The following is a 26105-nucleotide window of genomic DNA, read 5'->3' on the forward strand; positions in this document are numbered from 1 at the left end:
ACGACGATCATTGCCAGAAGCGGCTGCGACCCAGGCGGTCCCACCAGATCACCAGCACGCGATCGATCACGCCGCTGACGCCCACGCCGAAGCGCTCCTGGATGGACTTCTTCTGTACGTAACTGAGCTGGTAGACATCCGCCTCGCGGGCGCGTTCGGCCAGGTATTCATCACTGGTCTTGAGCTCGTCGACCAGCTTCTTGCCCAGCGCCGCCTGACCCAGCCAGACTTCGCCGGTGGCGATCTCGTCGATGGCCAATTGCGGGCGGTAGTGGACGACGAAGCGCTTGAACAGCTCGTGGGTGGTTTCCAGGTCTTCCTGGAACTTCTCCCGGCCCTTGTCGGTGTTCTCGCCGAACACGGTCAGGGTGCGCTTGTACTCGCCTGCGGTGAGCACCTCGAAATCGACGTCGTGCTTCTTCAGCAGGCGATGGATGTTGGGCAACTGCGCCACCACGCCAATGGAGCCGAGAATGGCGAAGGGTGCGGAAAGGATGCGCTCGCCGATACAGGCCATCATGTAGCCGCCGCTGGCTGCGACCTTGTCAACGCAGACGGTCAGCGGTACGCCGGCCTGGCGGATGCGCGCCAGCTGGGAAGCGGCCAGGCCGTAGCCATGGACCATGCCGCCGCCGCTCTCCAGGCGCAGCACCACTTCGTCGCGCGAGGTGGCGAGGGTCAGCAGCGCGGTCACTTCATGGCGCAGCTGCTCGGTGGCCGAGGCCTTGATGTCGCCGTCGAAGTCGAGCACATAGACGCGGTTCTTCTCGCCGCCCTTCTTCTTTTTCGCTTCCTTCAGGCTTTTCGCCTCGGACTTGCGCAGCGCCTTGAGTTTGGTCTTTTCCAATACGCTATGTTGCAGGCGCTCGCGCAACTCCTTGTAGAAGTCGTTGAGCTTGTGCACTTCAAGATGCCCGCTGCCGCCGCGACGGCCGCGGCCGCGCAGTGCGGCGATCACCACCAGGACGATGACGATGGCCACCACCACGGTGAAGGTCTTGGCCAGGAAACCCGCGTAATCCGCTAGAAACTCCACTCACATCCCCTTTTACAATTCTGGTCGAGCCCGCCAGGCGAGCGCAGCGAATCCCGCAAGCATACCCACGCGGCAGGCCCGCCACCAGCGCTGGCAAACCGCTGCATCAGTCCAGCGAATGCCATTCAAACAAGCGTATGTTTTTTCGTTGACAGCCCCAGGTGATCCTCATAACCTCGCCGGAACTTTCAGCCCTGCCGGGATACTGCGCGTGGGAAGCATCTACCTGATTCGACATGGCCAGGCTTCATTCGGTGCCGACGACTACGATGTGCTCTCGGCCACTGGCGTACGCCAGGCTCAAATCCTCGGCGAACACCTGGCTGGCCTGGGCCTGCGCTTCGATCGCTGCGTGGCCGGCGACCTGCGCCGCCAGCGCCACACCGCCGAAGCGGTGATGGGCCGGCTGAACGAAGCCGGGATCGAAACTCCCATTCTGGAAATCGACTCGGCCTTCAATGAATTCGAAGCCGACGCCGTGATCCGCGCGCACCTGCCGGACCTGCTCGAAATCGAGCCGCAGGCCCTGCACATCATGCGCAACGCTGCCGACCACCGCGCCGAGTTCCAGCGCCTGTTCTCCACTGTGATCGCCCGCTGGGTTTCCGGCGACCACGACAAGGACGGCCTGGTCAGCTGGGCCGAGTTCCTCGACACCGTGCACGGCGGCCTCCAGCGCCTGCTGGAGTCGGCCAGCGGCAAGGACAACATCGGCGTGTTCACCTCCGGCGGCACCATTACCGCGGTGCTCCAGCAGGTGACCGGCATCCCGGCGCTGAACGCCTTCGAACTCAACTGGCAGATCGTCAACACCTCGCTCAACCGCCTGAAGTTCCGCGGCAGCGAAGTGGCCCTGGCTTCCTTCAACAGTCACGTGCATCTGGAACTGTTGAGGGCGCCGGAACTCATCACCTATCGTTGAGTACCGGCCCATTGCGACGCGAGCGTCGCGCGAGAAAACCTAGAAAAGGAATAGAACCATGAGTGTTGCTGACATCGTTTCCACCATGCAGAGCAAGTTCAACGCCAGCGCGGCCGCCGGCCTGGATCTGGTGTTCCAGTTCAACATCGAAGACGGCGACAACCACTACCTGGTCGTCAAGGACGGCACCTGCCAGGTCGTACAGGGCGACGCCGAGTCCCCCAACGTCACCCTGATCATGGACAGCGAAACCCTCAAGGGCATCACCAGCGGCGAAACCGACGGCATGCAGGCCTTCATGGCTGGCAAGCTGCGCGCCGAAGGCGACATGATGCTGGCGATGAAGCTGGGCGAACTGTTCCCGGTCTGATCCGAGGAAAACCTGCCCGCGCAGCACGAAAAACCGGAGTCCATGGCTCCGGTTTTTTTATGCCCGCGCTCCGCTGCAAGGCCCGGATCAGGCAGCTTGATCGGGGTGCAACACGAACGCCAATAAGGGCTTTGTGTGCTTGTGACGGGCAAGGCCGGACATTAGATTAGCCAATGATCACCCGGCGCTATCATTGCTTTGCCTGATCCTGCCACGACCCATCGGGCAAGACACAGGCGCCGGCCTGCGCGCACCTCGCCAGGAGCCCTGGGCCCTCGCGGGGAGATCAGTACGAGCCAGTACAAGACGAGCTCCTAGATAAAAAGGGACCAGCATGTCGTTGACCGACCAGACCATCCGCTCCCGCGAAGGCGAAGAACTCGATGCCACCGTGATCGACGGCTTCCTCAAGGACCACATTCCCGGCCTGCAGGGTCAGCCGCGCATCAGCCAGTTCCCCGGCGGCGCCTCGAACCTGACCTACCTGATCCAGTACGACAACCAGGAACTGGTCCTGCGCCGCCCGCCGTTCGGCAAGAAGGCCAAGTCCGCCCACGACATGGGCCGCGAGTACCGCATCCTGAACCAGCTCAAGGACGGCTTCCCCTACTGCCCCAAGGCGTACGCCTACTGCACCGACGAGTCGGTGATCGGCGCCGAGTTCTACGTCATGGAGCGGGTCAACGGCATCATCCTGCGCAGCGACCTGCCCAAGGAGCTGAACCTCGACGCCGAGCAGACCACCGCCCTGTGCAAGAGCTTCATCGACAAGTTCGTCGACCTGCACAACGTCGACTACAACGCCTGCGGCCTGGGTGACCTGGGCAAGCCCGAGGGCTACGTACAACGCCAGATCGGCGGCTGGATCGATCGCTACGAGAAGTCCCTGACCCCCGACGCGCCAGCCTGGGAACAGGTGAAGGTGTGGCTGCGCGAGAAGATGCCGGCCGACCACCACAAGCCGGGCATCGTCCACAACGACTACCGCTTCGACAACGTCATCCTCGACCCGAACAACCCGATGCAGATCATCGGCGTGCTCGACTGGGAGATGACCACCATCGGCGACCCGCTGATGGACCTGGGCAACACCCTCGCCTACTGGATCGAAGCGGGCGACCCGCAGCCGATGCAGATGCTGCGCCGCCAGCCCAGCCACGAGCCGGGCATGCTGACCCGCCAGCAGTTCGCCGACTACTACGCCGAGCGCGCCGGCATCCAGATCGACAACCTCGATTACTACTACACCTACGGCCTGTTCCGCCTGGCCGGCATCATGCAGCAGATCTACTACCGCTTCTTCCACGGCCAGACCCAGGACAAGCGCTTCGCCACCTTCATCCACGCCAACAAGCTGCTGGAACAGGTGAGCCTGCAAGTCATCGGCAAGTCCCGCCTGTAACGGCGCCCCAGAACAAGGAGAACTCCCATGTCCAAGACCCAACTGTTCGACCTCGAAGGCAAGATCGCCTTCGTCTCCGGCGCCAGCCGCGGCATCGGCGAAGCCATCGCCAAGCTGCTGGCCCAACAGGGTGCCCACGTGATCGTCTCCAGCCGCAAGATCGACGGCTGCCAGGCCGTGGCTGACGAAATCGTCGCCGCCGGCGGCAAAGCCACCGCGATTGCCTGCCACATCGGCGAGATGGAGCAGATCCAGGCCGTCTTCGCACAGATCCGCGAGCAGTTCGGCCGCCTGGATATCCTGGTCAACAACGCTGCCACCAACCCGCAGTTCTGCAATGTGCTGGACACCGACCTGTCGGCCTTCCAGAAGACCGTCGACGTGAACATCCGCGGCTACTACTTCATGTCCATCGAGGGCGGCAAGCTGATGAAGGCCAACGGCGGCGGCAGTATCATCAACGTTGCCTCGGTCAACGGCGTCACCCCGGGCGAGTTCCAGGGCATCTACTCGGTGACCAAGGCCGCAGTGATCAGCATGACCAAGGTCTTCGCCAAGGAGTGCGCGCAGTTCAACATCCGCTGCAACGCCCTGCTGCCGGGCCTGACCGACACCAAGTTCGCCTCCGCACTGGTGAGCAACGATGCCATCCGCAACGTGGCCCTGCAGCGCATCCCGCTCAAGCGCGTGGCCGACCCGAGCGAAATGGCCGGCGCTGTGCTGTACCTCGCCAGCGATGCGTCCAGCTACACCACTGGCGTGACGCTGAATGTGGATGGCGGGTTCCTCGCCTAAGCGTTATCGCGGATATGAAAAAGGGAGCCGGTTGGCTCCCTTTTTCTTTGGTGAGGAATGGGCTCGCTCAGACAAGATCAAAAGCCCCTCCCCCCAACCCTCTCCTGCAAGCGGGAGAGGGTTGGGGGGAGGGGATGAAGCGGCAAAGACTTCACAGGGGAAACCAGTTACCCCTCGCTCACTGCCAATCTTTGAGAGCCTGGTTCGCCGCCGCATTCATCGGCTCGGCGGTCAGCCCGCCGGCCCCATAGCGCACGGAGAAAACGGCCTGGTCGGCCAGCGGCAGGTAGTTCACCCGGCCCGCCTTGGGCACGAAGGTCAGCAGGTCATGCTGGCCGTCGCGCAGCCAGCGCCACAGATCGAGCCCCAGCACGTCGTCCGCCAGCATGACCTTGCGCCCCAGGCTCTGCTGCTCGACAGCAAGGAATCTGCCGCTGAGGTCCTGCAGACGATAACCCGGCGCCATCCCTATCAGCCGCGCCAGGCCTTTCCACTCCAGTACCCGCGCATCCAGTTGCCAGAGGTCGCCAGCCAGTTCAACACGACGCTCTTCATCGCCCTGCAGCAACGTCACGTCATAACGCTGCTCACCGACCTTGTGGAAGCTCAGGGTCGCCAGCGGGCGCTCTGCCGGTAGCGGGTCGTAGCTGCGCAGGTCCCAGGCCACCAGCGCCACCAGCGCGGCCACGGCCACGAACAGCATGCCCATCGTCCCCCGCAGCCAGCCGAGGAACCAGTGACGGTCGAACAGAATGCGGGCGGCTACCACCAGGGCCAACAGCGCCAGGAAGGCAACGACCCAGGCCAGACCGTCGTACTGCATCGAATGATTTCCTTCCTCGTAGAAATGCCGGCATTATGCGCACCGCGTACCTGCACGGCCAGCCAGACCGTCGCAGCTTTCGGGCCCGTTAACGTTTCCCGCGCACCATTCTTTACGAGAGAGTGGCGCCACGGGCCCCCGATCAAGGCCAACCCCATGCCCTTCGAACTCGTCGTAGACCCGACCACCCTCGTCATTCTCGCCGGCGTCGCCTTCCTTGCCGGTTTCATCGACGCCATCGCCGGCGGCGGTGGCCTGCTGACCATCCCTGCCCTGCTCACCGCTGGCGTCCCACCGCACCTGGCGCTGGGCACCAACAAACTGAGCTCGACCTTCGGCGCCGCCGTGGCCAGCTACACCTTCTACCGCCGCAAGCTGTTCCAGCCGCACCAATGGCGCAAGGGCCTGATCGCCACAGCCATCGGCGCAGCGCTCGGCGCCTGGGCCGCCCACCTGATGCCGGCAGAGTGGCTCAACCGCATGCTGCCGGTGGTGGTCTTCGGTTGCGGCCTGTACCTGCTGTTCGGCAAGACGCCCGAAGCGCCGCTGGACGCCAACCCGCGCATCGCCCAGCGCCGCCAGTGGCCGCAGGGCCTCGGCCTGGGATTCTATGACGGCGTGGCCGGCCCCGGCACTGGCGCCTTCTGGACCGTCAGCACCCTGCTGATGTACCCGCTCGACCTGGTCCGAGCCAGCGGCGTGGCGCGCAGCATGAACTTCGTCAGCAACATCGTCGCGCTGGCGGTGTTCATCGCCTCGGGTCAGGTGGTCTGGCTGATGGGCCTGTGCATGGGCAGTTCGCTGATGATCGGCGCCTACTTCGGCGCGCGCACGGCGATCGGTGGCGGCGCCAAGTTCATCCGTCCGGTGTTCATCCTGGTGGTACTCGCCTTGACCGTGCGCCTGGCCTGGCAGCACTGGTTCACCGCCGCGGCCTGAGGAAGGCCGGAGCGGCGCCTGGAATCAGGCGCCGCCGGGCAGGACAGGATCGGGACGACCGGCGCGGCGCGCCAGGTAGACCTCGATCAGGTAGCGGGCGATGGAGCGCTCGGCCGGCAGGCGCGGCAGCTCGTCGACGTGGAACCAGCGGGCATCCTCGATCTCGTCGGGCTGCATGACGATCTCTCCACTGACATACTCGGCGTGGTAGCCGAACATCAGCGAATGCGGGAACGGCCAGGGCTGGCTGCCCATGTAGCGGATATTGCCGATCTCGACGCCCACCTCTTCGCGCACCTCGCGCGCAACGCAGTGCTCCACCGACTCGCCCGGCTCGACGAAGCCGGCCAGGGTGCTGTACATCCCCGGCACGAAGCGCGGCGAACGTGCCAGCAGTACCTCATCGCCACGGGTCACCAGCACGATCATGCTCGGCGACAGCAGCGGGTAGCGCTGGATGCCGCAGCTTTCGCAGTGCATGGCGCGATCGCGGGGCATGCGCAGGCTGGGCTGGCCGCAGCTGCCGCAGAAACGGTTCTGCCGCCACCAGATGCCGATCTGGCTGGCGAAGCCGAGCATGGCGAAGATGTCTTCTTCAGCCTGCATCATGAACTGGCGCAGGCCGATCCAGCTGGCGCCTTCCAGCGGGTCGGTACGGTCCATTTCCAGCAGGTAGACCGGTTCGCCGTCGAACTGGCCGACAGCATGTTCGGACAGCACCGAAAGATCCTGGCGCTTGAGCCAGTCACGGGGGAACAGCACGCCATTGCTGTCGGCGAGGAACTGCTGCTGGCAGTGGGCGAGCGCCCAGCCGCCGTTGGCAGCGACCTCGAACATCGAGGATTCCCAGCGCCCGGTACGCATCAGGCTGCCACCGTCAGGCCCAGGGCCTTGACGCTCTCGCTGGCGACGTCCAGAACGTCGGGTTGACCCTCAGGCCGCATCATGGCTCCACCCTCCAGGTAGTACTCCAGGCCGGTCAGCGCATCCGCCAGGGTTTCCAGCATCTGCTCGGACGGCATCTGGGTCGTCTCGATCATCTGCCCCTGAATGTAATCGGCACAGGCGCCCACGAGCAATGCCGCGCGCTCCTGACCGAGGAACCACAGGCCACCGCGCACCGCCTGCAGGCTGATCGGCACGTTGGCCAGGTGCAGCTTGTCGCCATTGGATTCCAGGTAGGCGGTGATCGCGCGCTTGGCCAGCGCCAGACCAGCCTGGGCCTCGTCGATCACCACGATGCGCGCTTCGGCGAGCTGGTGCACGGCGAAGGAGTCGTCTTCACCCATGGGCACCGGACGCGCGCTCATGCGCTCGCCACGCTCCAGGTTGCCAACCATGCTCTCGACGTACAGCAGCGCGTCGGCCAGCGCGTTGAGCGCGGCAGGTTCGTCCACCACGCCCTTGGCGACCCAGCCGGCGACCACACCATGCTGGTGCTGCAGCGAGGTGGCGGCGGAATTCAGGCCGACCATGCCCAGGGTCTTGGCCAGCTTGCCCAACTGGGTGTGCAGGATGCCCAGCGCATCGGACTGGGACACGCCGCGCTCGATCAGGTCGAGCTGGTCCTTCACCGCCGTGAGCTCTTCCCGGATCGCCACCGACAGCGAGCGCATCACCGATTTTCCCGGGCCGGACAGGCGCTGCGACTCGTCTTCGAGCAGGTGATCGGTGAACGGCAGCGGTGCCAGGCCGAACACCTGGCGCAGCTCGGTCGCGCGCACGCCGCTGGTATCAGCCAGCGTGGTGAGATACAGCAACTCCTTGAGCAGCTGCCGTGGCGCTTCGTACTGCGGGTTTGCAATCAGTTGCTTGAGCTCGCGGTCCAGGCGCGAGAACACCTGCTTGCGCGTCTTGCGCGGCAACATCTGCGCGTCCACCAGGGATTCCAGCGCGCCAGCTCCGACCCAGCACAGGCGGGTGCGCGCGGCGCTGCCCAGCAGCACGTCGAGCTTGCCCAGCGCCCGGCCCATGAGCTTGAGGCTGGGGTAGAGATTCTGTTCGCGGATCAGCCCGACCAGGCCGACCTGGTACATCTGCCGCAGGCGGCGTACCTCGCGGGCCGGGTCTTCCACCTGCGGCGCGGTGATGGCGCGCAGCGGGCGCGGCAGGTCCAGACGCGCGCTGAAGAAGAAGCTCTCCGGCAGCGCGGGCTGGCCGGCGGCATGGCGCACGTCGTTGATCGCCGGCAGCAGCAGCTCGGGGATTTCCTGGCGGTGCGCTTCGAGGTTTTCCAGGTAGCGGCGCAGCACATAGAGCGCGTTGCCGAGCGCGGCCAGCTGGCCGTCGCGGTCTTCACTGACCCCGGTCGGAATGTCGGTGGCAAGGTCCAGCGCTTCCTGCGCCAGCAGTTCGGCGCCGGCCAGTTCGATGAGATTCAGCGTGCCGCGAATCTGGCTCAGGCAATCGACGGAATGTTGCAGCAGGCTGCCGTTCTGACGCTCGGCGATGAAGTGCTCGAGATTCTGCTCGGCTTCCTCCATCGTCGCGAACAGCTCGTCGCGGACCAGACTGAGGGACGTGGCTCCAGTAACCATCGGCCTAGTGCGCCTCCTGCGCGCAAGAAGAGTGGACGGACATCAATCGGCAAACTCGGGGGTCTTCTTGCTCATGTGCGCCATCATGGCGGCCTGCAGGTCAGCGGACTGCAGCATGGCGGCGTTCCAGGTGGCGATGTATTCCAGGCCATCCTCGACGCGGTGATCGCGTGCGTAGCCGATCATTTCCTTGGTGCCGCGGATGGCGATCGGCGACTTGGCGGCAATCTGTCGGGCCAGTTCCATCACGCCGTCCTGCAGCGCCGAATGGTCGGCATAAACGCTGTTGACCAGGCCGATACGCTGCGCTTCCTCGGCGTTGACGTTACGCCCGGTGTAGGCCAGCTCACGCATGATGCCGTCGCCGATCAGGCGCGGCAGGCGTTGCAGGGTGCCGACATCGGCCGCCATGCCCATGTCGATCTCCTTGATGGAGAACTGCGCGTCCGCGCTGCAGTAGCGCATGTCGCAAGCGGAGATCAGGTCGATGCCGCCGCCGATGCAGTAGCCCTGGATCGCCGCGAGGACCGGCTTGCTGCACTTGTCCACGGCGTTGAAGGAGCCCTGCAGCTGCAGGATGGTCTTGCGCAGGGCGCGGGCGTTGCGGCCGACGTCCTTGCCCAGGTGGCTGGCGGCCTGGGCCAGCAGGGCGAGGTCGATGCCGGCGGAGAAGTGCTTGCCAGCGCCGCTGAGGACGACGACGCGGACTTCATCCGTTTCATCGGCCCACTGGAAGATATCGATGATTTCCTTCCAGAAATCGGCGTTCATCGCGTTGAGTTTTTCCGGGCGGTTGATCTGCACATGGGCGATCTTGTCCGCCAGTTCAACGCGGAAGGCTTTGTATTCGGTCACGGGAGATGTCCTCGGGAATGCCCTGCTTCTCGTCTGGGTGCGGCGCGCTGCCGCTGGAGCCCGGGCCAACAGTTCTTATGGTTGCCGCATACAGATTTTTGGCATCGCGCCACTATAACAAGGCAAGACCAAAAGTCGATGCTGCGGTCTGTGACACAGGCCACGGCATCGGGCGTGAATCCGCTCGCAATCCGCTCACCAACTGCTTGATCTGGCAGGAAGGTGGCCGCCGCGGCAATCAGTCGCCGGCGGCCATCGGCAGCCCCTGCGCGCGGTTGCGGTACTGGCGCCACGTGTACATCGGGATGCCCGCCATGAACACCAGGAAGCCCCAGAAGATCGCCTGCTGCCCCGTGCCGTAGAGCGCCCACAGCGAGTAGAGGAAGCCCAGGCAACCAATCGCCAGCACCTGCGGGCGCGAACGCGGGGAGAAGGACTCCGGCTTCACCGCCAGCATCTGGATCAGCGCAGCGGTGCAGAAGGCGTAGGGCACGACGCCGGTCATGGTGCCGAGCAGGATGATGACGTTGAACACCTCCACCAGCTCGCCATGGCCGTCGACCATCACCAGCGCGGTGACCAGCAACCCGGAGGACAGCAGCCCGTTGGCCGGCGCACCGTTCTTGTTGAGCTTGCCCAGGGATTCGGGGAACAGCCCGTCGCGGGCCGGCGCCACCGGGATCTGGCCCTGCAGCAATACCCAGCCGTTGAGCGCGCCCAGGCAGGCGATCACCGCGCCACCAGCCACCAGGTAATAGCCCCAGGTGCCCAGCAGGATGCGCGCGGCATCGGCGAACGGTGAAGTGGACTTGGCCAGCACTTCCGGCGGCATCAGGCCCTGCACGGCGGTGATCGACAGGATGTACACCGCGGCGGCCGCCAGGGTGCCGAACAGCGTGGCGCGGGGGATGGTCTTCTTCGGGTCGCGCACATCGTCCGCCGGCACGGTGGCCGACTCCAGGCCGATAAACGACCAGAGCGTCAACGCCGCCGTGGTGGCGATCGCCTGGGCGTAGCCCATGTTCGGCAGTTCGCTGGGCGCCGGGATGGTCAGGTAGTCGGGGTTGAAGTGGAACCAGCCGAGAATGCCCACCAGCAGCAGCGGGATCAGCTTGAGCGCGGTCAGGCAGTTCTGCACCACGGCGAAGGCGGTGATGCCGCGCAGGTTGATCAGGGTGCACAGCCAGATGGCGCCGATGGCCGTGGCGACCATCAGCAGCGGGTCGGCCAATGCGGGGATGAACACCCGCAGGTAGCCCACGAGCGTGACGGCGATGGCCGCGTTGCCGATCCACGCGGCCTTCCAGTACGTCCAGGCACAAAGGTAGCCGGCGAAGCTGCCGAAGCCGTCACGGGTATAGGCGTAAGGCCCGCCGGCACTGGGATTGAGCCGCGCCAGGCGGGCGAAGGTGAAGGCCAGGATCACTGCCCCGGTGCTCGACACCAGCCAGCCGAACAGGCTCAGCCCACCAAACGCCGCCAGGCTCGACGGCAGCAGGAACACCCCCGACCCCACCATATTGCCAACCACCAGCGCGGTGCAGCTCCAGAACCCCATGCTGCCCTTTTTCGCTTCCGCCATCTGCGCTCCTTAGAAGCCCGCGATCTGTATTTTCGTGTTATCGCCCTGGCCATCGTAGGGACGCAGAGCGGCGATCTGTCCTACAGGGTAGACAGCGCCGGGCAAAGGAGGAAACCGTTTTGCAGGACGAGACCGCCCGTTTCGAGCGATTTCGCCCCGCGCGGTCAATGCCGTTGCAGAAATTCCGCCGCTCAGGCGGAGCCGAACTGGCGCGTGCCGATCTCGTAGAGCTGTTCGAACTGCAGCGACGGCATAGGCTTGGCGAACAGATAGCCCTGCCCTTCGGTGCAGCGTTCGGCGCGCAGGCGGTCTCGCTGGGCGGAGGTTTCGATGCCCTCGGCGATGGTCTCCAGGTCGAAGCTGCGGGCCATGTCGAGGATCGCGCGGATCACCGAGAGGTCCTGCTGGGTCTCCAGCATGCCGATGACGAAGGTGCGGTCGATCTTGATGCGGCTCAGCGGATAGGTCTTGAGCAGACTGAGGGAGGCGTAGCCGGTGCCGAAATCGTCGAAGGCGATACCGACCCCATAGGAGCGCAGGCTCTGCAAGGTGCTGAGCACGGTGTCGTCGTGGTTGAGCACGATGTTCTCGGTGATCTCAAGCTCCAGCGCCTCCGCCGGCAGACCGTGCCGTTCCAGTGCCTCCAGCACCTGGGTGACCAGGTTGCCCATGCGGAACTGCGCACCGAACAGATTCACCCCCATGCGCAGGTCGGGCGCACCGTTGCGCCGCCAGTAGGCAGCCTGTGCGCAGGCCTCATCCAGTATCCAGGCGCCGACGATAGCCGCCAGCGGCCCACCCTCCAGCGACGGCAGGAAAGCCGCCGGCGACAGCAGGCCGCGCTGCGGATGCTGCCAGCGGATCAGCGCCTCGGCCCCGCGCAGGGAGCCATCGCGCAGGCTGACCTGGGGCTGGTAGAACAACAGGAACTCGCCGTTGGCCACGGCGCGATGCAACTCCATGCCATACAGATGCCGCGCCGCCGCTTCCATCTTCAGCGCCGGAAGGAATACGAACGCGTGGCTGCGACCGCTGCTCTTGGCCTTGAACAGCGCAAGGTCGGCGTCACCCACCAGCTCCAGCGCTTCCTGCGCATGCAGAGGCGCCAGAGCAACGCCGCAACTGGCAGCGACCCGCACCTCATGAGCGTCGATGACGATGGGCTCCGCAATGCTGGCAATCACCGCCTGGGCGAAGCGCATGGCGTGTTCGGGCGAGAGCAGGTTCGGCTCGAGGATGGCGAACTCGTCGCCACCGATGCGCGCCACCGTGGCACCAGCGGTGGCCAGCCGGGCCAGTCGCTCGGCGACCTGCCGCAGAATGCCGTCGCCGACGGCGTGGCCGAGGGAATCGTTGACGTCCTTGAAGCCGTCCAGGTCGATCATCAGCACGGCCGCCGGGCGCGACTGCACCAGGACTTCTTCGGTACGCCGGTAGAACTGGCCTCGATTGGCCAGACCGGTGAGCACGTCGACGCTGGCCAGTTGGCGCAGCGCCTCCTCTTCCCGATGGCGGGCGGTGAGGTCCTTGAGCACTGCCTCGAACTTGAGCTTGCCCCTTTCCGACCAACTGAAGAGCGTCAGACCCAGCGAGAGTTCGGAGCCGTCCTTGCGCAGGCCGGCGATTTCCCCCGGCACGGCCATGCCATCCAGAGACGTGGCATCGCTGGCTCCGCTGATCAGGGCGCGGAAGGACTGGCGACTGCGCTCGGGCAGCAGCAGCTCGAAGGACTGGCCGCTGCCTTCGATCAGTTCGTAGCCGAACAGGTTGGCCGCCGCTTCGTTCCAGGCACCGATCTCGCCCCAGCAGTCGAACCAGACCACGGGAGTCGGCGAGGTGCCGGCGTACTCCTCGAACAGCGGCCGGGTACGCGACGAGGCCACCTCGATGCGGCGCAGTTCGAGCCGGTCGGACGCCATGCGCGCCAGCTCGACCAGACGCTCGCGGTCCTCGCCGGAAAAGTCTTCGTGGGGCTGGCTGTCGATGATGCACAGCGCGCCCAGCGCCTGTCCCTCGACCGAGAGCAACGGCACGCCCGCGTAGAAGCGCACGCCATTGGGCGCCGTCACCAGCGGGTTGTCGTGGAAGCGCTCATCGCGGCTGGCGTCGCCCACCACCATCACGCCGTCCTGGGCGATGGCATGGGCGCAGAAGGATACGTCGCGCCCCATGTCGACTTCGCCGATGCCGGTGGCGGCGGCGAAGAACACGTGGTCGCTGCCGATCATGTTCACCGCTGCGACCGGCATGCCGAACATGCGCACAGCGATCTGCACCACCGGGTCGAGGCTGGGCAGCAGGCTTTCGTCGTCGAAACCGTAATCGGAGAGCGCACTCAGGCGCTCGCTCTCGTTCGGCAACGTCACGGGACAGCGCATGGGGGAAACCTCCCTTTTTCCTCAATTTCTCCCTTTACCGATGCGCACAAGGATAGTTCCACTTTTCATACAGTGATGTATGTCGCTGCTGTCAGTAGTCGGACGGTCACTTGCAGCACTCCACGGTATAACGCCGCTCACCGTCTACCTCGCGCACTTGCAGGCCATGGACGTCGGAATCGAAGCCGGGGAAATTGCGTTCGAAACTCTGCGCGAAGGCCAGGTAATCCAGTATGGAGCGGGTGGATTCGGTGAACCGCTCGCCCGGCATGATCAGCGGAATGCCTGGCGGATATGGCACCAGCATCACCGCGGCGATGCGCCCCTCCAACCGATCGATAGGCACCGCCTCCACCTCGCCGCGCACCAGTTGCGCGTAGGCGTCCGCCGGGCGCATGGCGATTTCCGGCAGCACCGTGTACATGCGCTTCATCGCCTTGGCGGTGGCGTGGTCGCGATAGCAACGGTGCAACTCGTCGCAGAGGTCGCGCAGGCCCATGCCCGCATAACGCACGCCGCCGGCCTGGGCGACGCTGGGCAGCGCGTCCGCCAGCGGCTGGTTGGCGTCGTAGCTGCGCTTGAACTCCAGTAGCTCGGTGACCAGGGTGCTCCACTTGCCCTTGGTCACGCCCATCGAGAACAGCACGAGGAAGGAGTACAGCCCGGTCTTCTCCACCACCAGCCCTCGCTCCCAGAGGAAGCGGCTGACCACCGCGGCGGGAATCCCGCGCGAATCCAGGCGCCCGCCGGCGGTGAGGCCCGGCGTGGCCAGGGTGACCTTGATCGGGTCGAGCAGCACGTAGTCTTCCACCGCGTCGCCGAAGCCGTGCCAGTCGGCGTTGGGTTCCAGCACCCAGTCGCGGGTCTTCACCTCGTCAGTGCCCTCGACGCCCGGCGGCTGCCAGACGCAGAACCACCAGTCGTTCTCCGCGAGGTTCTGTTGCACATTGGCCAGGGCGCGGCGGAAGCTCAGGGCTTCGTCGAAGGTTTCCTGGATCAGCGAGCGCCCCGCCGGGCCTTCCATCATCGCCGAGGCCACGTCCAGCGAGGCGATGATGCCGTACTGCGGCGAGGTGGAGATGTGCATCATGAAGGCTTCGTTGAAGCGTGCCTGCTCGAAGCGCCGCGCGCCGGCATCCTGCACATGGATCATCGAGGCCTGGCTGAAGGCGGCGAGCATCTTATGCGTGGAGTGAGTGGTGAACACCAGCGGGCCGCTGTCGTCACGGCTGGTGCCCATGCCGTAGCGTCCGTCATAGAACTCGTGGAAGGCCGCGTAGGCGTACCAGGCTTCGTCGAAATGCAGCACCTCGACGCTGTCGCCCAGGGCCTGCTTGATCATCTGCGCGTTGTAGCAGAGGCCGTCGTAGGTGGAGTTGGTCACCACCGCCAGCCGCACCCTGGGCTCTCGGCCGCGCGCCAGCGGGCTGGCCTCGATCTTCGCGGCGATGGATTCGCGGCTGAACTCCGACAGCGGGATCGGCCCGATGATGCCCAGCTCGTTGCGCTCCGGCGTCAGGTACAGCGGGATGGCGCCGGTCATGATGATCGAATGGAGGATCGACTTGTGGCAGTTGCGATCCACCAGCACCAGGTCATCGCGGCAGACCATGGAGTGCCAGACGATCTTGTTCGCCGTGGAGGTGCCGTTGATCACGAAGAAGGTATGGTCGGCGCCGAAATTGCGCGCCGCGCGGGCCTCCGCCTCGGCCAGCGGCCCGGTGTGGTCGAGCAGCGAGCCCAGCTCGGGGACCGAGACGGAAAGGTCCGAACGCAGCGTGTTCTCCCCGAAGAACTGATGGAAGGCCTGCCCCACCGGGCTCTTGCGGTAGGCCACACCTCCTCCGTGGCCAGGCGTGTGCCAGGAGTAATTGGACTGCGCGGTGTGCTCCACCAGCGCGCGGAAGAACGGTGGCAGCAAGCCCTCCAGGTACTTGCGCGCAGCACGACTGACCTGGCGGGCGAGAAAGGGCACGGTGTCTTCGAACAGGTAGAGGATGCCACGCAGCTGGTGCAGGTCGGCCATGGACTCGGCCGGCGCGTTCTCGATGGTCATCTGCTCGCCGAGGGCAAAGATCGGCAGTTGTGGCGCGCGCACCCGCGCCATGCGGATCAGCTCCACCACATCCTGCAGCAGCCTCTGGTTCTCCCCCGCCCCCTCGGCGGCGACCAGGATGCAGGCCAGACCGTGGTGGGTCGAAGCGACGATGCGCCCCTCGGCGGAACTGGCGGTGGACAGGATGCTGAAGCCGTCCTGCTCCAGTTCCCGCGCGATATCCCTCACCCGGTCGCCGGCCACGGTATCGGCCTTGATGTCGCGGTGAACGATGAGGATGGGGAATTTTAAGTCTTTGTACATTGTGAACCCCTGAATGGACGTACGACTGGCGTCGATCCCTTTCAGAGTATGGACTCACGGATTGTAGGGGAATGCGCCCGGCTGACGGCTGTAATAAAACGTCGCGTGGGTGACAGGTGCGCTCACCTTGAGCGTTTTGCTCTGGCTCTGGCTCTGGCTCTAAAAGACTTCCAGAGAAATGCCAGCGCACTCCAGACTGCCCCGTTCAGGAGGCCTCGTTGAATTGGAGTTTCAGGGGTTGAGCGACATGGATGTCGCGAGAGCCGCGATGGGCCAGGGATGGCCCTTCGTGGGGGGACGCCTAGTTCGTGCCCCTGAAACTTCGATTCAACGAGGGGATTTTTCGCCTAAGCGAAAAACCGGATGTCCGGGGCAAGCCTTCTTGGTTACTTCTTCGGCGTTTGGAAGAAGTGACTCGCCCGAGGGGGCGAAACACAGAGTTCGCGCGTACGCCAGAGCGACGCGAGACTGCCTAAGTCAAAGCAGCGTTACAGGATCAACATCCGAGCAGAGAACGGCGCCGGCACTGCCGGCGGATCGCGGGCATGGCCCGCTCCTACACTGTCTGCGGAAATGAAAAAGGCCCCGGTTCAGGGGCCTTTTCTCAGGTAGCTAGGAGGATCACTCCTTCGGCGCTTCCATCTGCGCCCACAGCGACGGGCCACCGGCGGATTTCTCGATCACCGCCAGGCGCGCCACATGCGCCTCGATCTCCGCATCGCTGGCGCGAATCACCCGGGTCAACCCGCGGTCCGCCGCCAGGCGACGGATCGCCGAGGCCGTGGCACGGCCGCTGCCGTCACCCTCTGCACCATTGCCAGCCAGCGACAGGCTGGTCTGGCCACCGGTCATCGCCAGGTAGACGTCGGCAAGAATCTCGGCGTCGAGCAATGCGCCGTGCAGGTCACGGCCGGAGTTGTCGACGCCATAGCGCTTGCACAGCGCATCGAGGTTGTTGCGCTGGCCCGGATGGCGCTCGCGGGCCATCAGCAGGGTGTCGAGGATGCCGCAGTAGTCGGCGACGTCCGCACGCTCGGACTGCCCCAGCAGGGCGAACTCGTTGTTGATGAAGCCAACGTCGAACGCCGCGTTGTGGATGATCAGCTGGGCGCCCTTGATGAATTCGAAGAAGTCATCCGCCACTTCGCGGAAGCGCGGCATGTCCTTGACGTATTCATTGGTGATGCCGTGGACCGCGATCGCACCTTCGTCGATCTCGCGGTCGGGCTGCAGGTAGACGTGGAAATGCCGGCCGGTCAGGCGGCGACCGTCGAGTTCGACGCAACCGATCTCGATGATCCGGTGGCCGTCGGTGACCGGCATACCGGTCGTTTCAGTATCGAGTACGACGCTGCGCATTCTGTGTGAAACCTTCTTGCGATTGATGCGCCCGAATGACTTCGGGCGACCTTGATTCTGAGAGCGGACGCTTAGCGCGGCAGCTCGCTCACGCCACGGTTGGCGAGCATGTCGGCGCGCTCATTGCCGGGGTGGCCGGTATGGCCGCGTACCCAGCGCCATTCGACAGTATGCCGGTTTACCTGCTCATCCAGCGCCTGCCACAGGTCGGCGTTCTTCACCGGCTGCTTGGCGGCGGTCTTCCATCCGCGCTTCTTCCAGTTGACCATCCACTCGGTGATGCCCTGCATGACGTACTGCGAGTCGGTGACGATACGCACATCGCAATGCCGCTTGAGTGCGGCCAGGGCCATGATGGCGGCCATCAGCTCCATGCGGTTGTTGGTGGTTTCGGCCTCGCCGCCCCACAGTTCGCGCTCGGCGCCCTTGTAGAACAGCACGGCGCCCCAGCCACCCGGTCCCGGGTTGCCCTTGCAGGCGCCGTCGGTGTAGATCTCGACTTTCTCTTCGCTCATTTGGCTCGCTTTCAGGACTCGGAATCGCGGCGGCTGACCTTGGCCACCGGCAGCGGCACCAGTTGGCCGCGCGGCTCGCGACGGGGCTGACGCAGGGGCCGCAGACCGACCACCAGCTTGCGCGCCACCAATAGATAGAAGCCGGCGCCGGAGCCCTGCAGGACGGGGCCCCAGGTCTCCATGCGGGCCAGACGACCCTGCCATTTCGCCGATGCAAGCGGCGGACGATAACACCCGAAGCGGCGTTTCTCCAGCGCGAAGCCCAGCAGGTTGAGCCAGTCGCAGACCCGGTTCGGCGAGATGCAACGGGCGCGGCGCAAGGCATCGCGGGCGAAGTAGTGGCGGATGCCCCAGGCACTCCAGGGATTCACCCCGACCACCAGCAGGTGCCCGCCCGGACGCACGCTGCGCGCGGCTTCGCGCAACAGGCGATGCGGCGACAGGCAGAAATCCAGGCCATGCTGCAGCAACACCACATCAGCGGCATGCTCGCCCAGCGGCCAGGCCGCCTCGTCGCAGGCGATCTCCACGCCGGGCAACGGCGGCCCGAGGCGCACGCCACGCTGGATATTGCCGACGCTGGCCGGCAGCTCCGCATGCGGCCCGTAATGCACCAGGTAGCCGCCGAAATAGCGCTCCAGTTCATCGATCAGCAACTGCTGCTCTTCGGCGAGCATCATTCCGCCGATCGGCCCGGACAGCCAGTGGCGGGCCTGGTCGATCAGTTCGAGCCAGTCGGCATCGGCCTGGGCGAAGGGTTCTTCGATCATCACTACCCCCTGTGGGACAGCGCGACACAAAAGTGCGTATCCGCACTACTATGCGCCAATGCCCACCACTTGGCGACTTTTCCCCATGATACAGATAGATGCTCTGCCCGCCTTTTCCGACAACTACCTCTGGCTGTTGCAGGATGTGACCCGCCGCGAATGCGCGGTTGTCGATCCGGGTGACGCTGCGCCGGTCGAGCAATGGCTGCAGGCCCATCCCGGCTGGAAGCTGACCGACATCGTCATCACCCATCACCATGCCGACCACGTCGGCGGCGTCGCCCGCCTCAAGGCGGAAACCGGCGCCCGCGTACTGGGCCCGGCCGGGGAAAAGATTCCGGGACGCGACGTGGCGCTGGAAGACGGCGATCGGGTCGAAGTGCTGGGGCTGGGCTTCGAAGTCATCCATGTGCCCGGCCATACCCTCGGCCACATTGCCTATTTCCATGCAACGAACAGCCATGACGATGAAAGCCAGCCACTGCTGTTCTGCGGCGACACCCTGTTCGCCGCCGGTTGCGGCCGCCTGTTCGAAGGCACGCCGGCGCAGATGCATGCCTCGCTGAGCCGACTGGCCGCCCTGCCCGGCCGCACCGCCGTGTACTGCGCCCACGAATACACCCTGAGCAACCTGCGTTTCGCCTGTGCGGTCGAACCGGAGAATCCAGAGGTCCTCGCGCGCTTCGAAGAAGTCAGCCGCTGGCGTGAACAAGGCAGGATTAGCCTTCCTTCTTCCATTGCCCTGGAACAAGCGACGAATCCTTTCCTTCGCGTGTCGGAAATATCCGTTAAGAAAGTCGCCGACGAGCGGAACGGCCAGCAAATCCGCACGCCGGACGAGGTCTTTGCGACCATTCGCCGCTGGAAGGATCAGTTCTGAAGGCTGGCGAAATCTTGACCAGGGCAGGCTCGGTTTCTAGAATCGCCGAAATTTTTGCCCCGGACATAGTCATCAGCCAATGCCGCCCAAGACCAGAAAGACCTCCGATCTAGACGCATTGGCACGTGCCATCCGAGTCTCTATTGTCCTCCTCGCGGCGGGCCTGGCGGGCTGCCAGTCGACCCAGCAGACCGCCAGTGACAACCAGGCCCGCAGCGCCTCCCGCGCCATTGATGTGCAGTTCAATCCCGCCTGGAACCAGGCCCAGAACGATATCTGGGAACGCATGCGTGGCGGCTTCCAGTTGCAGGACCAGCTCAATACCAACCCGCGTATCGAGCGTCAGCGCCTGTGGTTCATGAGCAACCAGTCGTTCCTGGAAAACGCCAGCGAGCGCGGCGCGCCTTACATGCATTACGTGGTCGAGCGCCTGGAAGAGCGCGACATGCCGCTGGAACTGGCGCTGTTGCCGATGATCGAGAGCTCGTACAACCCGATGGCCGTGTCGCGTGCCCAGGCCGTTGGCCTGTGGCAGTTCATCCCGAGCACCGGTACGCACTTCAACCTGCGCCAGACCAACTTCTATGACGGCCGCCGCGACATCACCGCGTCGACCAATGCCGCGCTGACCTACCTGAACCGCCTGCACGACATGTTCAACGGCGACTGGCTGCTCGCGCTGGCCGCCTACAACGCCGGCGAAGGCACCGTCAGCCGCGCGATCGAGCGCAACGAGCGCCTCGGCCTGCCCACCGACTACTGGAACCTGCCTCTGCCGCAGGAAACCCAGGACTACGTGCCCAAGCTGCTGGCCCTGTCGCAACTGGTGAATGCCCCGACCATCTACGGCATCAACCTCAGCCCGATCGCCAACCAGCCCTACTTCACTTCGATCCGCGTCAAGCCGGGCCTGGATCTTTCCCAGGTTGCCGCGGCCGGCGACCTGGATCAGGACGAACTGCAGCAGCTCAACCCCGCCTTCAAGCGTGGCGTGACCCTGGATGGCCCGCATCACCTGCTGGTGCCGCTGGCCAAGGCGGATTCGCTCAAGGCTGGCGTCGCCAACCTGGAGCCGGTGCAGGTCAAACCGCTGGTAGCTTCGAACAACGGCCATTACCGCGTGCGCAAAGGCGATAGCCTGCACAGCATCGCCCAGCGCTACCGTCTGAGCGTGGCCGAACTCAAGGCCGCCAACCGCCTGAGCGCCAACCGTCTGCGCAATGGCCAGACCCTGGTCATCCCCGGCCAGCCCGGCCGCCCGACCATCGAGCCGGAGAGCCCGCGTCAACTGGCCCAGGTGGAAAGCTCGAAGACCGTCGCCAGCGCCCGCGTCGCTACTCGCAGCTACACCGTGAAGAATGGCGACACCCTGTGGAACATCGCCAAGAAGAACGGCGTCGAGGTCGCGGACCTCAAGCGCTGGAACGGCCTGGACAGCCATGGCGTCAAGCCCGGCCAGACCCTCAAGCTGCAGAGCGCCGCCGCCACCCAGCTGGCTTCCAGCAGCAAGAGCAAGGCCAAGCAGGACACCGCGACCTACTACAAGGTCAAGCAGGGCGATTCGATGTACCTGATCGCCAAGCGCTTCAACGTCGAGATGCAGCACATCAAACGCTGGAACCCGCGCAGTGGCCAGGCCCTGAAGCCCGGCCAGACCATCACGCTGTACCTCGATACTGCCAGCCGCTGAGTTTCACCTTGCGCCGGGGCGCACAGCCCCGGCCGCATGTCTTCTGGCAGCAAGGACAAGCTGCTACTGTACGACGCTAACCTCCTTCAGCCAGCCGGGATCGGATCCTACGCCTGATGCGTCGCTTGTCTCTCCTGCTCCTGGGACTCTTCCTGGGCCTCCCCGCCTCCGCCCAGATCACCGAGAGCCACGGCTACGCCCAGTTCGGCGAACTCAAGTACCCGGCCAGCTTCGACCACTTCGACTGGGTCAACCCCAAGGCGCCCAAGAGCGGCCTGCTAAGGCTGATGGGCCTGGGCACCTTCGACACGCTCAATCCTTACACCTTCAAGGGCAGCCCGCCGGTCAGTACCGCGGACTTCCTGCAGTACGGCGTCAGCGAGCTGAACGAGCCACTGATGATCGGGACCGGGCTGTATGACCCGTCCGGCGACGAGCCTGCCTCCAGCTACGGCCTGATCGCCCGTAGCGTGGAGTACGCCGAGGACCGCAGCTGGGTGGTGTTCAACCTGCGCCCGGAAGCCCGCTTCCACGACGGCAAGCCGATCACCGCCTACGACGTGGCGTTCTCCTATCGCACCCTGCTCAAGCATGGCCACCCGATGTACCGCACCAACCTGCAGGAAGTGCAGCGGGTCGACATCCTCTCGCCGCAGAGCATCCGCTTCGTCTTCAAGCGCCACGACAACCCGCTGCTGATCCTGCGCCTGGGCGAGATGCCGGTGCTGCCGCAGCACTACTGGAAAGGCCGCGACTTCCAGGCCACCACCTTCGAACCGCCGCTGGGCAGCGGCCCCTACCGAATCACCGAGGTGGTGCCGGGGCGGCGCCTGGTGTTCGAGCGGGTCAAGGACTGGTGGGGCAAGGACCTGCCGGTGAATCGCGGCAAGTACAACTTCGACCGTGTCGAGGTGGACTTCTACCGTGACGCCGGTATCGCCTTCGAAGCCTTCAAGGCCGGCGAATTCGACGTCTACATCGAACACCAGGCGAAGAACTGGCGCAGCAACTACCGCTTCCCGGCCGTTCGCCGTGGCGAAGTGCTGAAGGTGGAAATCCCCCACCAGATTCCCACCCAGACCCAGGCGCTGTTCCTCAACACCCGCCGCGCGACCTTCGCCGATCGCCGCCTGCGCGAGGCGCTGGGGATGATGTTCGACTTCGAATGGACCAATCGCGCGCTGTTCAACGATGCGTACGTGCGCGCCAGCAGCTACTACCCCAACAGCACCCTTGCGGCCACCGGCGTACCGCAGGGCCAGGAGTGGCTGCTGCTCTCGCCGTACCGCTCGCAGCTGCCCGAGGCACTGTTCAAACGCCCCTTCACCGTGCCGGTGACCAAAGGCGCCGGCATCCCGCGGGAAACCCTGCGCCACGCTTTGGGTCTATTGGGCGAAGCCGGCTGGAAGCTCTCCGGCGATCGCCTGCTGGACGCCAACGGCAAGCAGCTGCGCTTCGAGATCCTGCTGGTCAACCCCAGTCTGGAACGCATTCTCCAGCCGTATCGCGAGAACCTCGCCAGCATCGGCATCGATGCGAGCTTGCGCACCGTGGACCGCGCCCAGTACAAACAGCGTCTGGACCAGTTCGACTACGACATGATTCTGATGACCCTGCCCCAGACCCTGAGCCCCGGCCTCGAACAATGGCAGTACTTCCATTCCAGCCAGGTGGCGGTGAAGGGCAGCAAGAACTATGCGGGCATCGCCAACCCCGTGGTGGACGCGATGCTTGAGAAACTCCTCGGCGCCACCAACCGCGACCAGCAGGAAGCCGCGGCGCGCGCCCTGGACCGGGTACTGCTGTGGCAGCACTACAGCATTCCCAACTGGTATCTGAACAAGCACCGGCTGGCGTATCGCAACCGCTTCGCCTTCGTCACCACGCCGCCCTATACGCTGGGTCTGCGAGCCTGGTGGCAAAAAGACCAGGAGAAAACCCTATGAAAAGCCCCCGCCGCGCCGCGCTCTGTGCCGGCCTGTTGCTGGGACTGCTGGGCAGTGCGCAGGCCGCGCCGCAGCACGCTATCACCCTGTATGACGAGGCGCCGAAATACCCGGCGAACTTCAAGCACTTCGACTTCGTCAATGCCGATGCGCCCAAGGGCGGCACGCTGCGCCTCTCCGACTTCGGCGGTTTCGACAGCCTCAACCCCTTCATCGCCAAGGGCAACTCCGCACCTCAGATCAACCTGATCTACGACACCCTGACCTTCCACTCCCTCGACGAGCCCTTCACCGAATACGGACTGCTCGCCGAGAAGATCGAGAAGGACCCCGAGCATCGCTTCGTCCGTTACTACCTGCGCCCCGAGGCGCGCTTCCAGGACGGCACACCGGTCACCGCCGAAGACGTCGTGTTCACCTTCGAGACGCTGATGAAGGACGGCGACCCGATGTACCGCAACTACTACGCGGACGTCGACAAGGTGGTGGCCGAAGACAAGCTGCGCGTGCGCTTCGACTTCAAGCACGGCGACAACCGCGAGCTGCCGCTGATCCTCGGCCAGCTGTCGATCCTGCCCAAGCACTGGTGGGCCAGCCGCGACTTCAACAAGACCAACATGGAGCCGCCACTGGGCAGCGGCCCGTACCGCATCGCCAAGGTCGAGGCCGGTCGCTCGATCCGCTACGAGAGGGTCAAGGACTGGTGGGGCGACAAGCTGCCGGTGAACCGCGGCTTCAACAACTTCGACGCCGTGGTGGTGGAGTCCTACCGCGACCTCACCGTTGCCCTGGAAGCCTTCAAGGCCGGGCAGTTCGACTTCAACGACGAGCGCATTGCGAAGAACTGGGCGACCGCCTACGACTCGCCCGCCGTGCGCGACGGCCGGATCGTCCGTGAGGAGCCGGTGAACGGCAACCCGTGGGGCATGCAGGCTTATGCCTTCAACATCCGCCGCCCGGTGTTCCAGGACCCGCGCGTGCGCGAAGCGATCACCAACCTGTTCGACTTCGAGTGGACCAACAAGCAGCTGTTCTTCGGCTCCTACCTGCGTGACGGCAGCTACTTCGAGAACTCCGAGATGGCCGCCAGGGAGCTGCCCGACGCCGAGGAGCTGAAGATTCTCGAGCCGCTACGCGACAAGCTGCCGCCAGAGGTCTTCAGCCAGGTCTACGTGCCGCCCACCAGCGACGGCAGCGGCATCATCCGCGAGCAGAAGCGCAAGGCCTACCAGTTGTTGCTGGAGGCCGGCTACAAGATCGAGAACGACAAGATGGTCGGCCCCGACGGCAAGCAACTGAGCTTCGAGTTCATGCTCGCCCAGGCCGACTTCGAGCGCGTGCTGCTGCCCTTCAAGCGCAACCTCGCGGAGCTGGGCATCGACATGCAGCTGCGCCGCGTCGACGTTTCGCAATACATCAACCGCCTGCGCTCGCGCGACTACGACATGATCGTCAGCAGCTGGCCGCAGTCCAGCTCGCCCGGTAACGAACAGCGCGAGTTCTGGCATTCCAGCAGCGCCGACAAGCCCGGCAGCCGCAACTTCATCGGCCTGCGCGATCCGGGCATCGATGCCCTGGTGGAAGGCCTGATCAACGCCGGCTCCCGCGAAAGCCTGGTGCGCCACGCCCGCGCCCTCGATCGCGCGCTGCTCTGGGGCCACTACGTGGTGCCCAACTGGTACCTGGGCAACTGGCGCATCGCCTACTGGAACCGCATCGCCCACCCGGAAAAACTGCCGCCCTACAGCTACGCGCTGCAGACCTGGTGGCAAGCCCGCGACAAGGCTGTACCGACCAAGACGGATACCAATGCCACGAGCGAAACGCCGGCCGACGGCGCCGTCGCCCAAGGGACCCATTGATGCTGGCCTACATCCTGCGGCGCCTGCTGCTGATCATCCCCACCCTGTTCGGCATCCTGCTGATCAACTTCATCATCATCCAGGCCGCCCCCGGCGGCCCGGTGGAGCAGATGATCGCCAAGCTGGAAGGCTTCGACGCCGCCAGCGGCGGCGCCACCGGGCGCATCTCCGGCGGCGGCGGTGAAGTCGCCTCCGCCGGCACGCACTACCGCGGCGCCCAGGGCCTGGACCCGGAACTGGTGAAGGAAATCGAGCGCATGTACGGCTTCGACAAACCGGCGCCCGAGCGCTTCTGGATCATGCTCAAGAACTACGTGCACCTGGACTTCGGCCAGAGCTTCTTCCGCGATGCCAAGGTCACCGACCTGATCGTCGAGAAGCTGCCCGTGTCCATCTCTCTCGGATTGTGGAGCACGCTGATCATGTACCTGGTGTCGATCCCGCTGGGCATCGCCAAGGCGGTGCGCCACGGCAGCCATTTCGACGTCTGGACCAGCTCGGCGATCATCGTCGGCTATGCCATCCCCGCCTTCCTCTTCGCCATCCTGCTGGTGGTGCTGTTCGCCGGCGGCAGCTACTGGGACTGGTTCCCCTTGCGCGGGCTGACCTCCAACAACTTCGACGAGCTGACCTGGGGCGGCAAGGTCCGCGACTACTTCTGGCACCTCGCGCTGCCCATCACCGCGCTGGTGATCGGTAACTTCGCCACCATCACCCTGCTGACCAAGAACAGCTTCCTCGACGAGATCGGCAAGCAGTACGTGGTCACCGCCCGCGCCAAGGGCCTGACCGAGCGCCGCGTACTCTACGGCCATGTGTTCCGCAACGCCATGCTGCTGATCATCGCCGGCCTACCCTCGGCCCTGCTGGGCATCTTCTTCACCGGCTCGCTGCTGATCGAGGTGATCTTCTCCCTCGACGGCCTGGGCCTGCTCAGCTTCGAGGCAGCGCTGAACCGCGATTACCCGGTGGTGTTCGGCACGCTGTTCATCTTCACCCTGTTCGGCCTGATCATGAAGCTGGTCAGCGACGTCCTCTACACGCTGGTCGATCCGCGCATCGACTTCGAGAACCGGGAGTAATCC

General features: G+C 64.9%; 21 protein-coding genes. 10 read left to right on the forward strand and 11 right to left on the reverse strand.

Annotated elements, in window-relative coordinates; translation table 11 throughout:
• Positions 1 to 7 precede the first annotated feature (7 nt).
• Positions 8 to 1036 (reverse strand): protease SohB, encoded by a 1029-nt coding sequence (sohB, locus tag IB256_RS24220; RefSeq protein WP_192404415.1) that lies wholly within the window; start codon positions 1034 to 1036, stop codon positions 8 to 10.
• Positions 1037 to 1247: 211 nt separating this feature from the next.
• Between sohB and IB256_RS24225 the strand changes: the two genes are divergently transcribed.
• The 4 genes from IB256_RS24225 to IB256_RS24240 all read left to right on the forward strand — a co-directional run bounded on the left by IB256_RS24225 (position 1248) and on the right by IB256_RS24240 (position 4525).
• On the forward strand, positions 1248 to 1958 hold the full coding sequence (locus tag IB256_RS24225) for a histidine phosphatase family protein (protein ID WP_192404418.1): 711 nt from the start codon (positions 1248 to 1250) through the stop codon (positions 1956 to 1958).
• A gap of 58 nt (positions 1959 to 2016) precedes the next feature.
• Positions 2017 to 2328 (forward strand): SCP2 sterol-binding domain-containing protein, encoded by a 312-nt coding sequence (locus IB256_RS24230; protein ID WP_081516542.1) that lies wholly within the window; start codon positions 2017 to 2019, stop codon positions 2326 to 2328.
• Between the two features lie 334 nt (positions 2329 to 2662).
• Positions 2663 to 3730: a phosphotransferase family protein gene (locus IB256_RS24235; protein ID WP_192404420.1), complete on the forward strand. Its 1068-nt coding sequence runs from the start codon at positions 2663 to 2665 to the stop codon at positions 3728 to 3730.
• Between the two features lie 27 nt (positions 3731 to 3757).
• A complete protein-coding gene (locus IB256_RS24240) occupies positions 3758 to 4525 on the forward strand; it encodes an SDR family oxidoreductase (RefSeq protein WP_045208354.1) in 768 nt (255 codons plus the stop codon).
• Between the two features lie 178 nt (positions 4526 to 4703).
• Here IB256_RS24240 and IB256_RS24245 read toward each other — a convergent pair whose 3' ends face one another.
• Complete coding sequence (locus tag IB256_RS24245) at positions 4704 to 5348, reverse strand: hypothetical protein (RefSeq protein WP_192295441.1); 645 nt, start codon at positions 5346 to 5348, stop codon at positions 4704 to 4706.
• Positions 5349 to 5504: 156 nt separating this feature from the next.
• Between IB256_RS24245 and IB256_RS24250 the strand changes: the two genes are divergently transcribed.
• Positions 5505 to 6287 carry a TSUP family transporter gene (locus tag IB256_RS24250; protein WP_192404422.1) on the forward strand — a complete coding sequence of 261 codons (783 nt, stop codon included), beginning with the start codon at positions 5505 to 5507 and terminating at the stop codon, positions 6285 to 6287.
• A 24-nt stretch (positions 6288 to 6311) separates the two neighbouring features.
• Here IB256_RS24250 and nudC read toward each other — a convergent pair whose 3' ends face one another.
• The 9 genes from nudC to IB256_RS24295 form a co-directional block, all read right to left on the reverse strand.
• Positions 6312 to 7151, reverse strand: a complete 840-nt coding sequence (gene nudC / locus IB256_RS24255) for an NAD(+) diphosphatase (protein ID WP_192295439.1) — start codon at positions 7149 to 7151, stop codon at positions 6312 to 6314.
• Complete coding sequence (locus IB256_RS24260; protein WP_192295438.1) at positions 7151 to 8824, reverse strand: ferrous iron transporter B; 1674 nt, start codon at positions 8822 to 8824, stop codon at positions 7151 to 7153. Before IB256_RS24260 ends, nudC begins: the two co-directional genes overlap by 1 nt.
• A 42-nt stretch (positions 8825 to 8866) precedes the next feature.
• A complete protein-coding gene (locus tag IB256_RS24265; RefSeq protein ID WP_138216321.1) occupies positions 8867 to 9679 on the reverse strand; it encodes a crotonase/enoyl-CoA hydratase family protein in 813 nt (270 codons plus the stop codon).
• 238 nt (positions 9680 to 9917) lie between these two features.
• Entirely contained in the window at positions 9918 to 11261 is a 1344-nt protein-coding gene (locus tag IB256_RS24270; RefSeq protein ID WP_192295437.1) for an amino acid permease, read from the reverse strand.
• Positions 11262 to 11452: 191 nt separating this feature from the next.
• Positions 11453 to 13639 carry a putative bifunctional diguanylate cyclase/phosphodiesterase gene (locus tag IB256_RS24275; protein WP_192404424.1) on the reverse strand — a complete coding sequence of 729 codons (2187 nt, stop codon included), beginning with the start codon at positions 13637 to 13639 and terminating at the stop codon, positions 11453 to 11455.
• Between the two features lie 106 nt (positions 13640 to 13745).
• Positions 13746 to 15998, reverse strand: coding sequence for an Orn/Lys/Arg decarboxylase N-terminal domain-containing protein (locus IB256_RS24280; RefSeq protein ID WP_081516534.1), 2253 nt, complete (start codon positions 15996 to 15998; stop codon positions 13746 to 13748).
• A 621-nt stretch (positions 15999 to 16619) separates the two neighbouring features.
• Positions 16620 to 17357 carry a DNA polymerase III subunit epsilon gene (gene dnaQ, locus IB256_RS24285; protein WP_081516488.1) on the reverse strand — a complete coding sequence of 246 codons (738 nt, stop codon included), beginning with the start codon at positions 17355 to 17357 and terminating at the stop codon, positions 16620 to 16622.
• A 71-nt stretch (positions 17358 to 17428) separates the two neighbouring features.
• On the reverse strand, positions 17429 to 17872 hold the full coding sequence (gene rnhA / locus IB256_RS24290) for a ribonuclease HI (protein ID WP_024763291.1): 444 nt from the start codon (positions 17870 to 17872) through the stop codon (positions 17429 to 17431).
• 11 nt (positions 17873 to 17883) lie between these two features.
• Positions 17884 to 18639 (reverse strand): class I SAM-dependent methyltransferase, encoded by a 756-nt coding sequence (locus tag IB256_RS24295; protein WP_151189651.1) that lies wholly within the window; start codon positions 18637 to 18639, stop codon positions 17884 to 17886.
• Between the two features lie 88 nt (positions 18640 to 18727).
• Between IB256_RS24295 and gloB the strand changes: the two genes are divergently transcribed.
• From gloB to IB256_RS24320, 5 genes are all read left to right on the forward strand, one after another.
• Complete coding sequence (gene gloB / locus IB256_RS24300) at positions 18728 to 19522, forward strand: hydroxyacylglutathione hydrolase (protein WP_192404426.1); 795 nt, start codon at positions 18728 to 18730, stop codon at positions 19520 to 19522.
• Positions 19523 to 19601: 79 nt separating this feature from the next.
• Positions 19602 to 21212: a LysM peptidoglycan-binding domain-containing protein gene (locus IB256_RS24305; RefSeq protein WP_192404428.1), complete on the forward strand. Its 1611-nt coding sequence runs from the start codon at positions 19602 to 19604 to the stop codon at positions 21210 to 21212.
• Positions 21213 to 21328: 116 nt separating this feature from the next.
• On the forward strand, positions 21329 to 23158 hold the full coding sequence (locus tag IB256_RS24310) for an extracellular solute-binding protein (RefSeq protein ID WP_192295434.1): 1830 nt from the start codon (positions 21329 to 21331) through the stop codon (positions 23156 to 23158).
• Positions 23155 to 25020 carry an extracellular solute-binding protein gene (locus IB256_RS24315; protein WP_192404430.1) on the forward strand — a complete coding sequence of 622 codons (1866 nt, stop codon included), beginning with the start codon at positions 23155 to 23157 and terminating at the stop codon, positions 25018 to 25020. Before IB256_RS24310 ends, IB256_RS24315 begins: the two co-directional genes overlap by 4 nt.
• The gene (locus IB256_RS24320; protein ID WP_081516482.1) at positions 25020 to 26102 is read left to right on the forward strand and encodes a microcin C ABC transporter permease YejB; all 1083 of its coding nucleotides are present in this window, start codon (positions 25020 to 25022) and stop codon (positions 26100 to 26102) included. The genes IB256_RS24315 and IB256_RS24320 overlap by 1 nt, the downstream gene beginning before the upstream one ends.
• The last annotated feature ends 3 nt before the right edge of the window (positions 26103 to 26105 follow it).

The organism is Pseudomonas sp. PDM17, from assembly GCF_014851985.1.
GTDB lineage: Bacteria > Pseudomonadota > Gammaproteobacteria > Pseudomonadales > Pseudomonadaceae > Pseudomonas.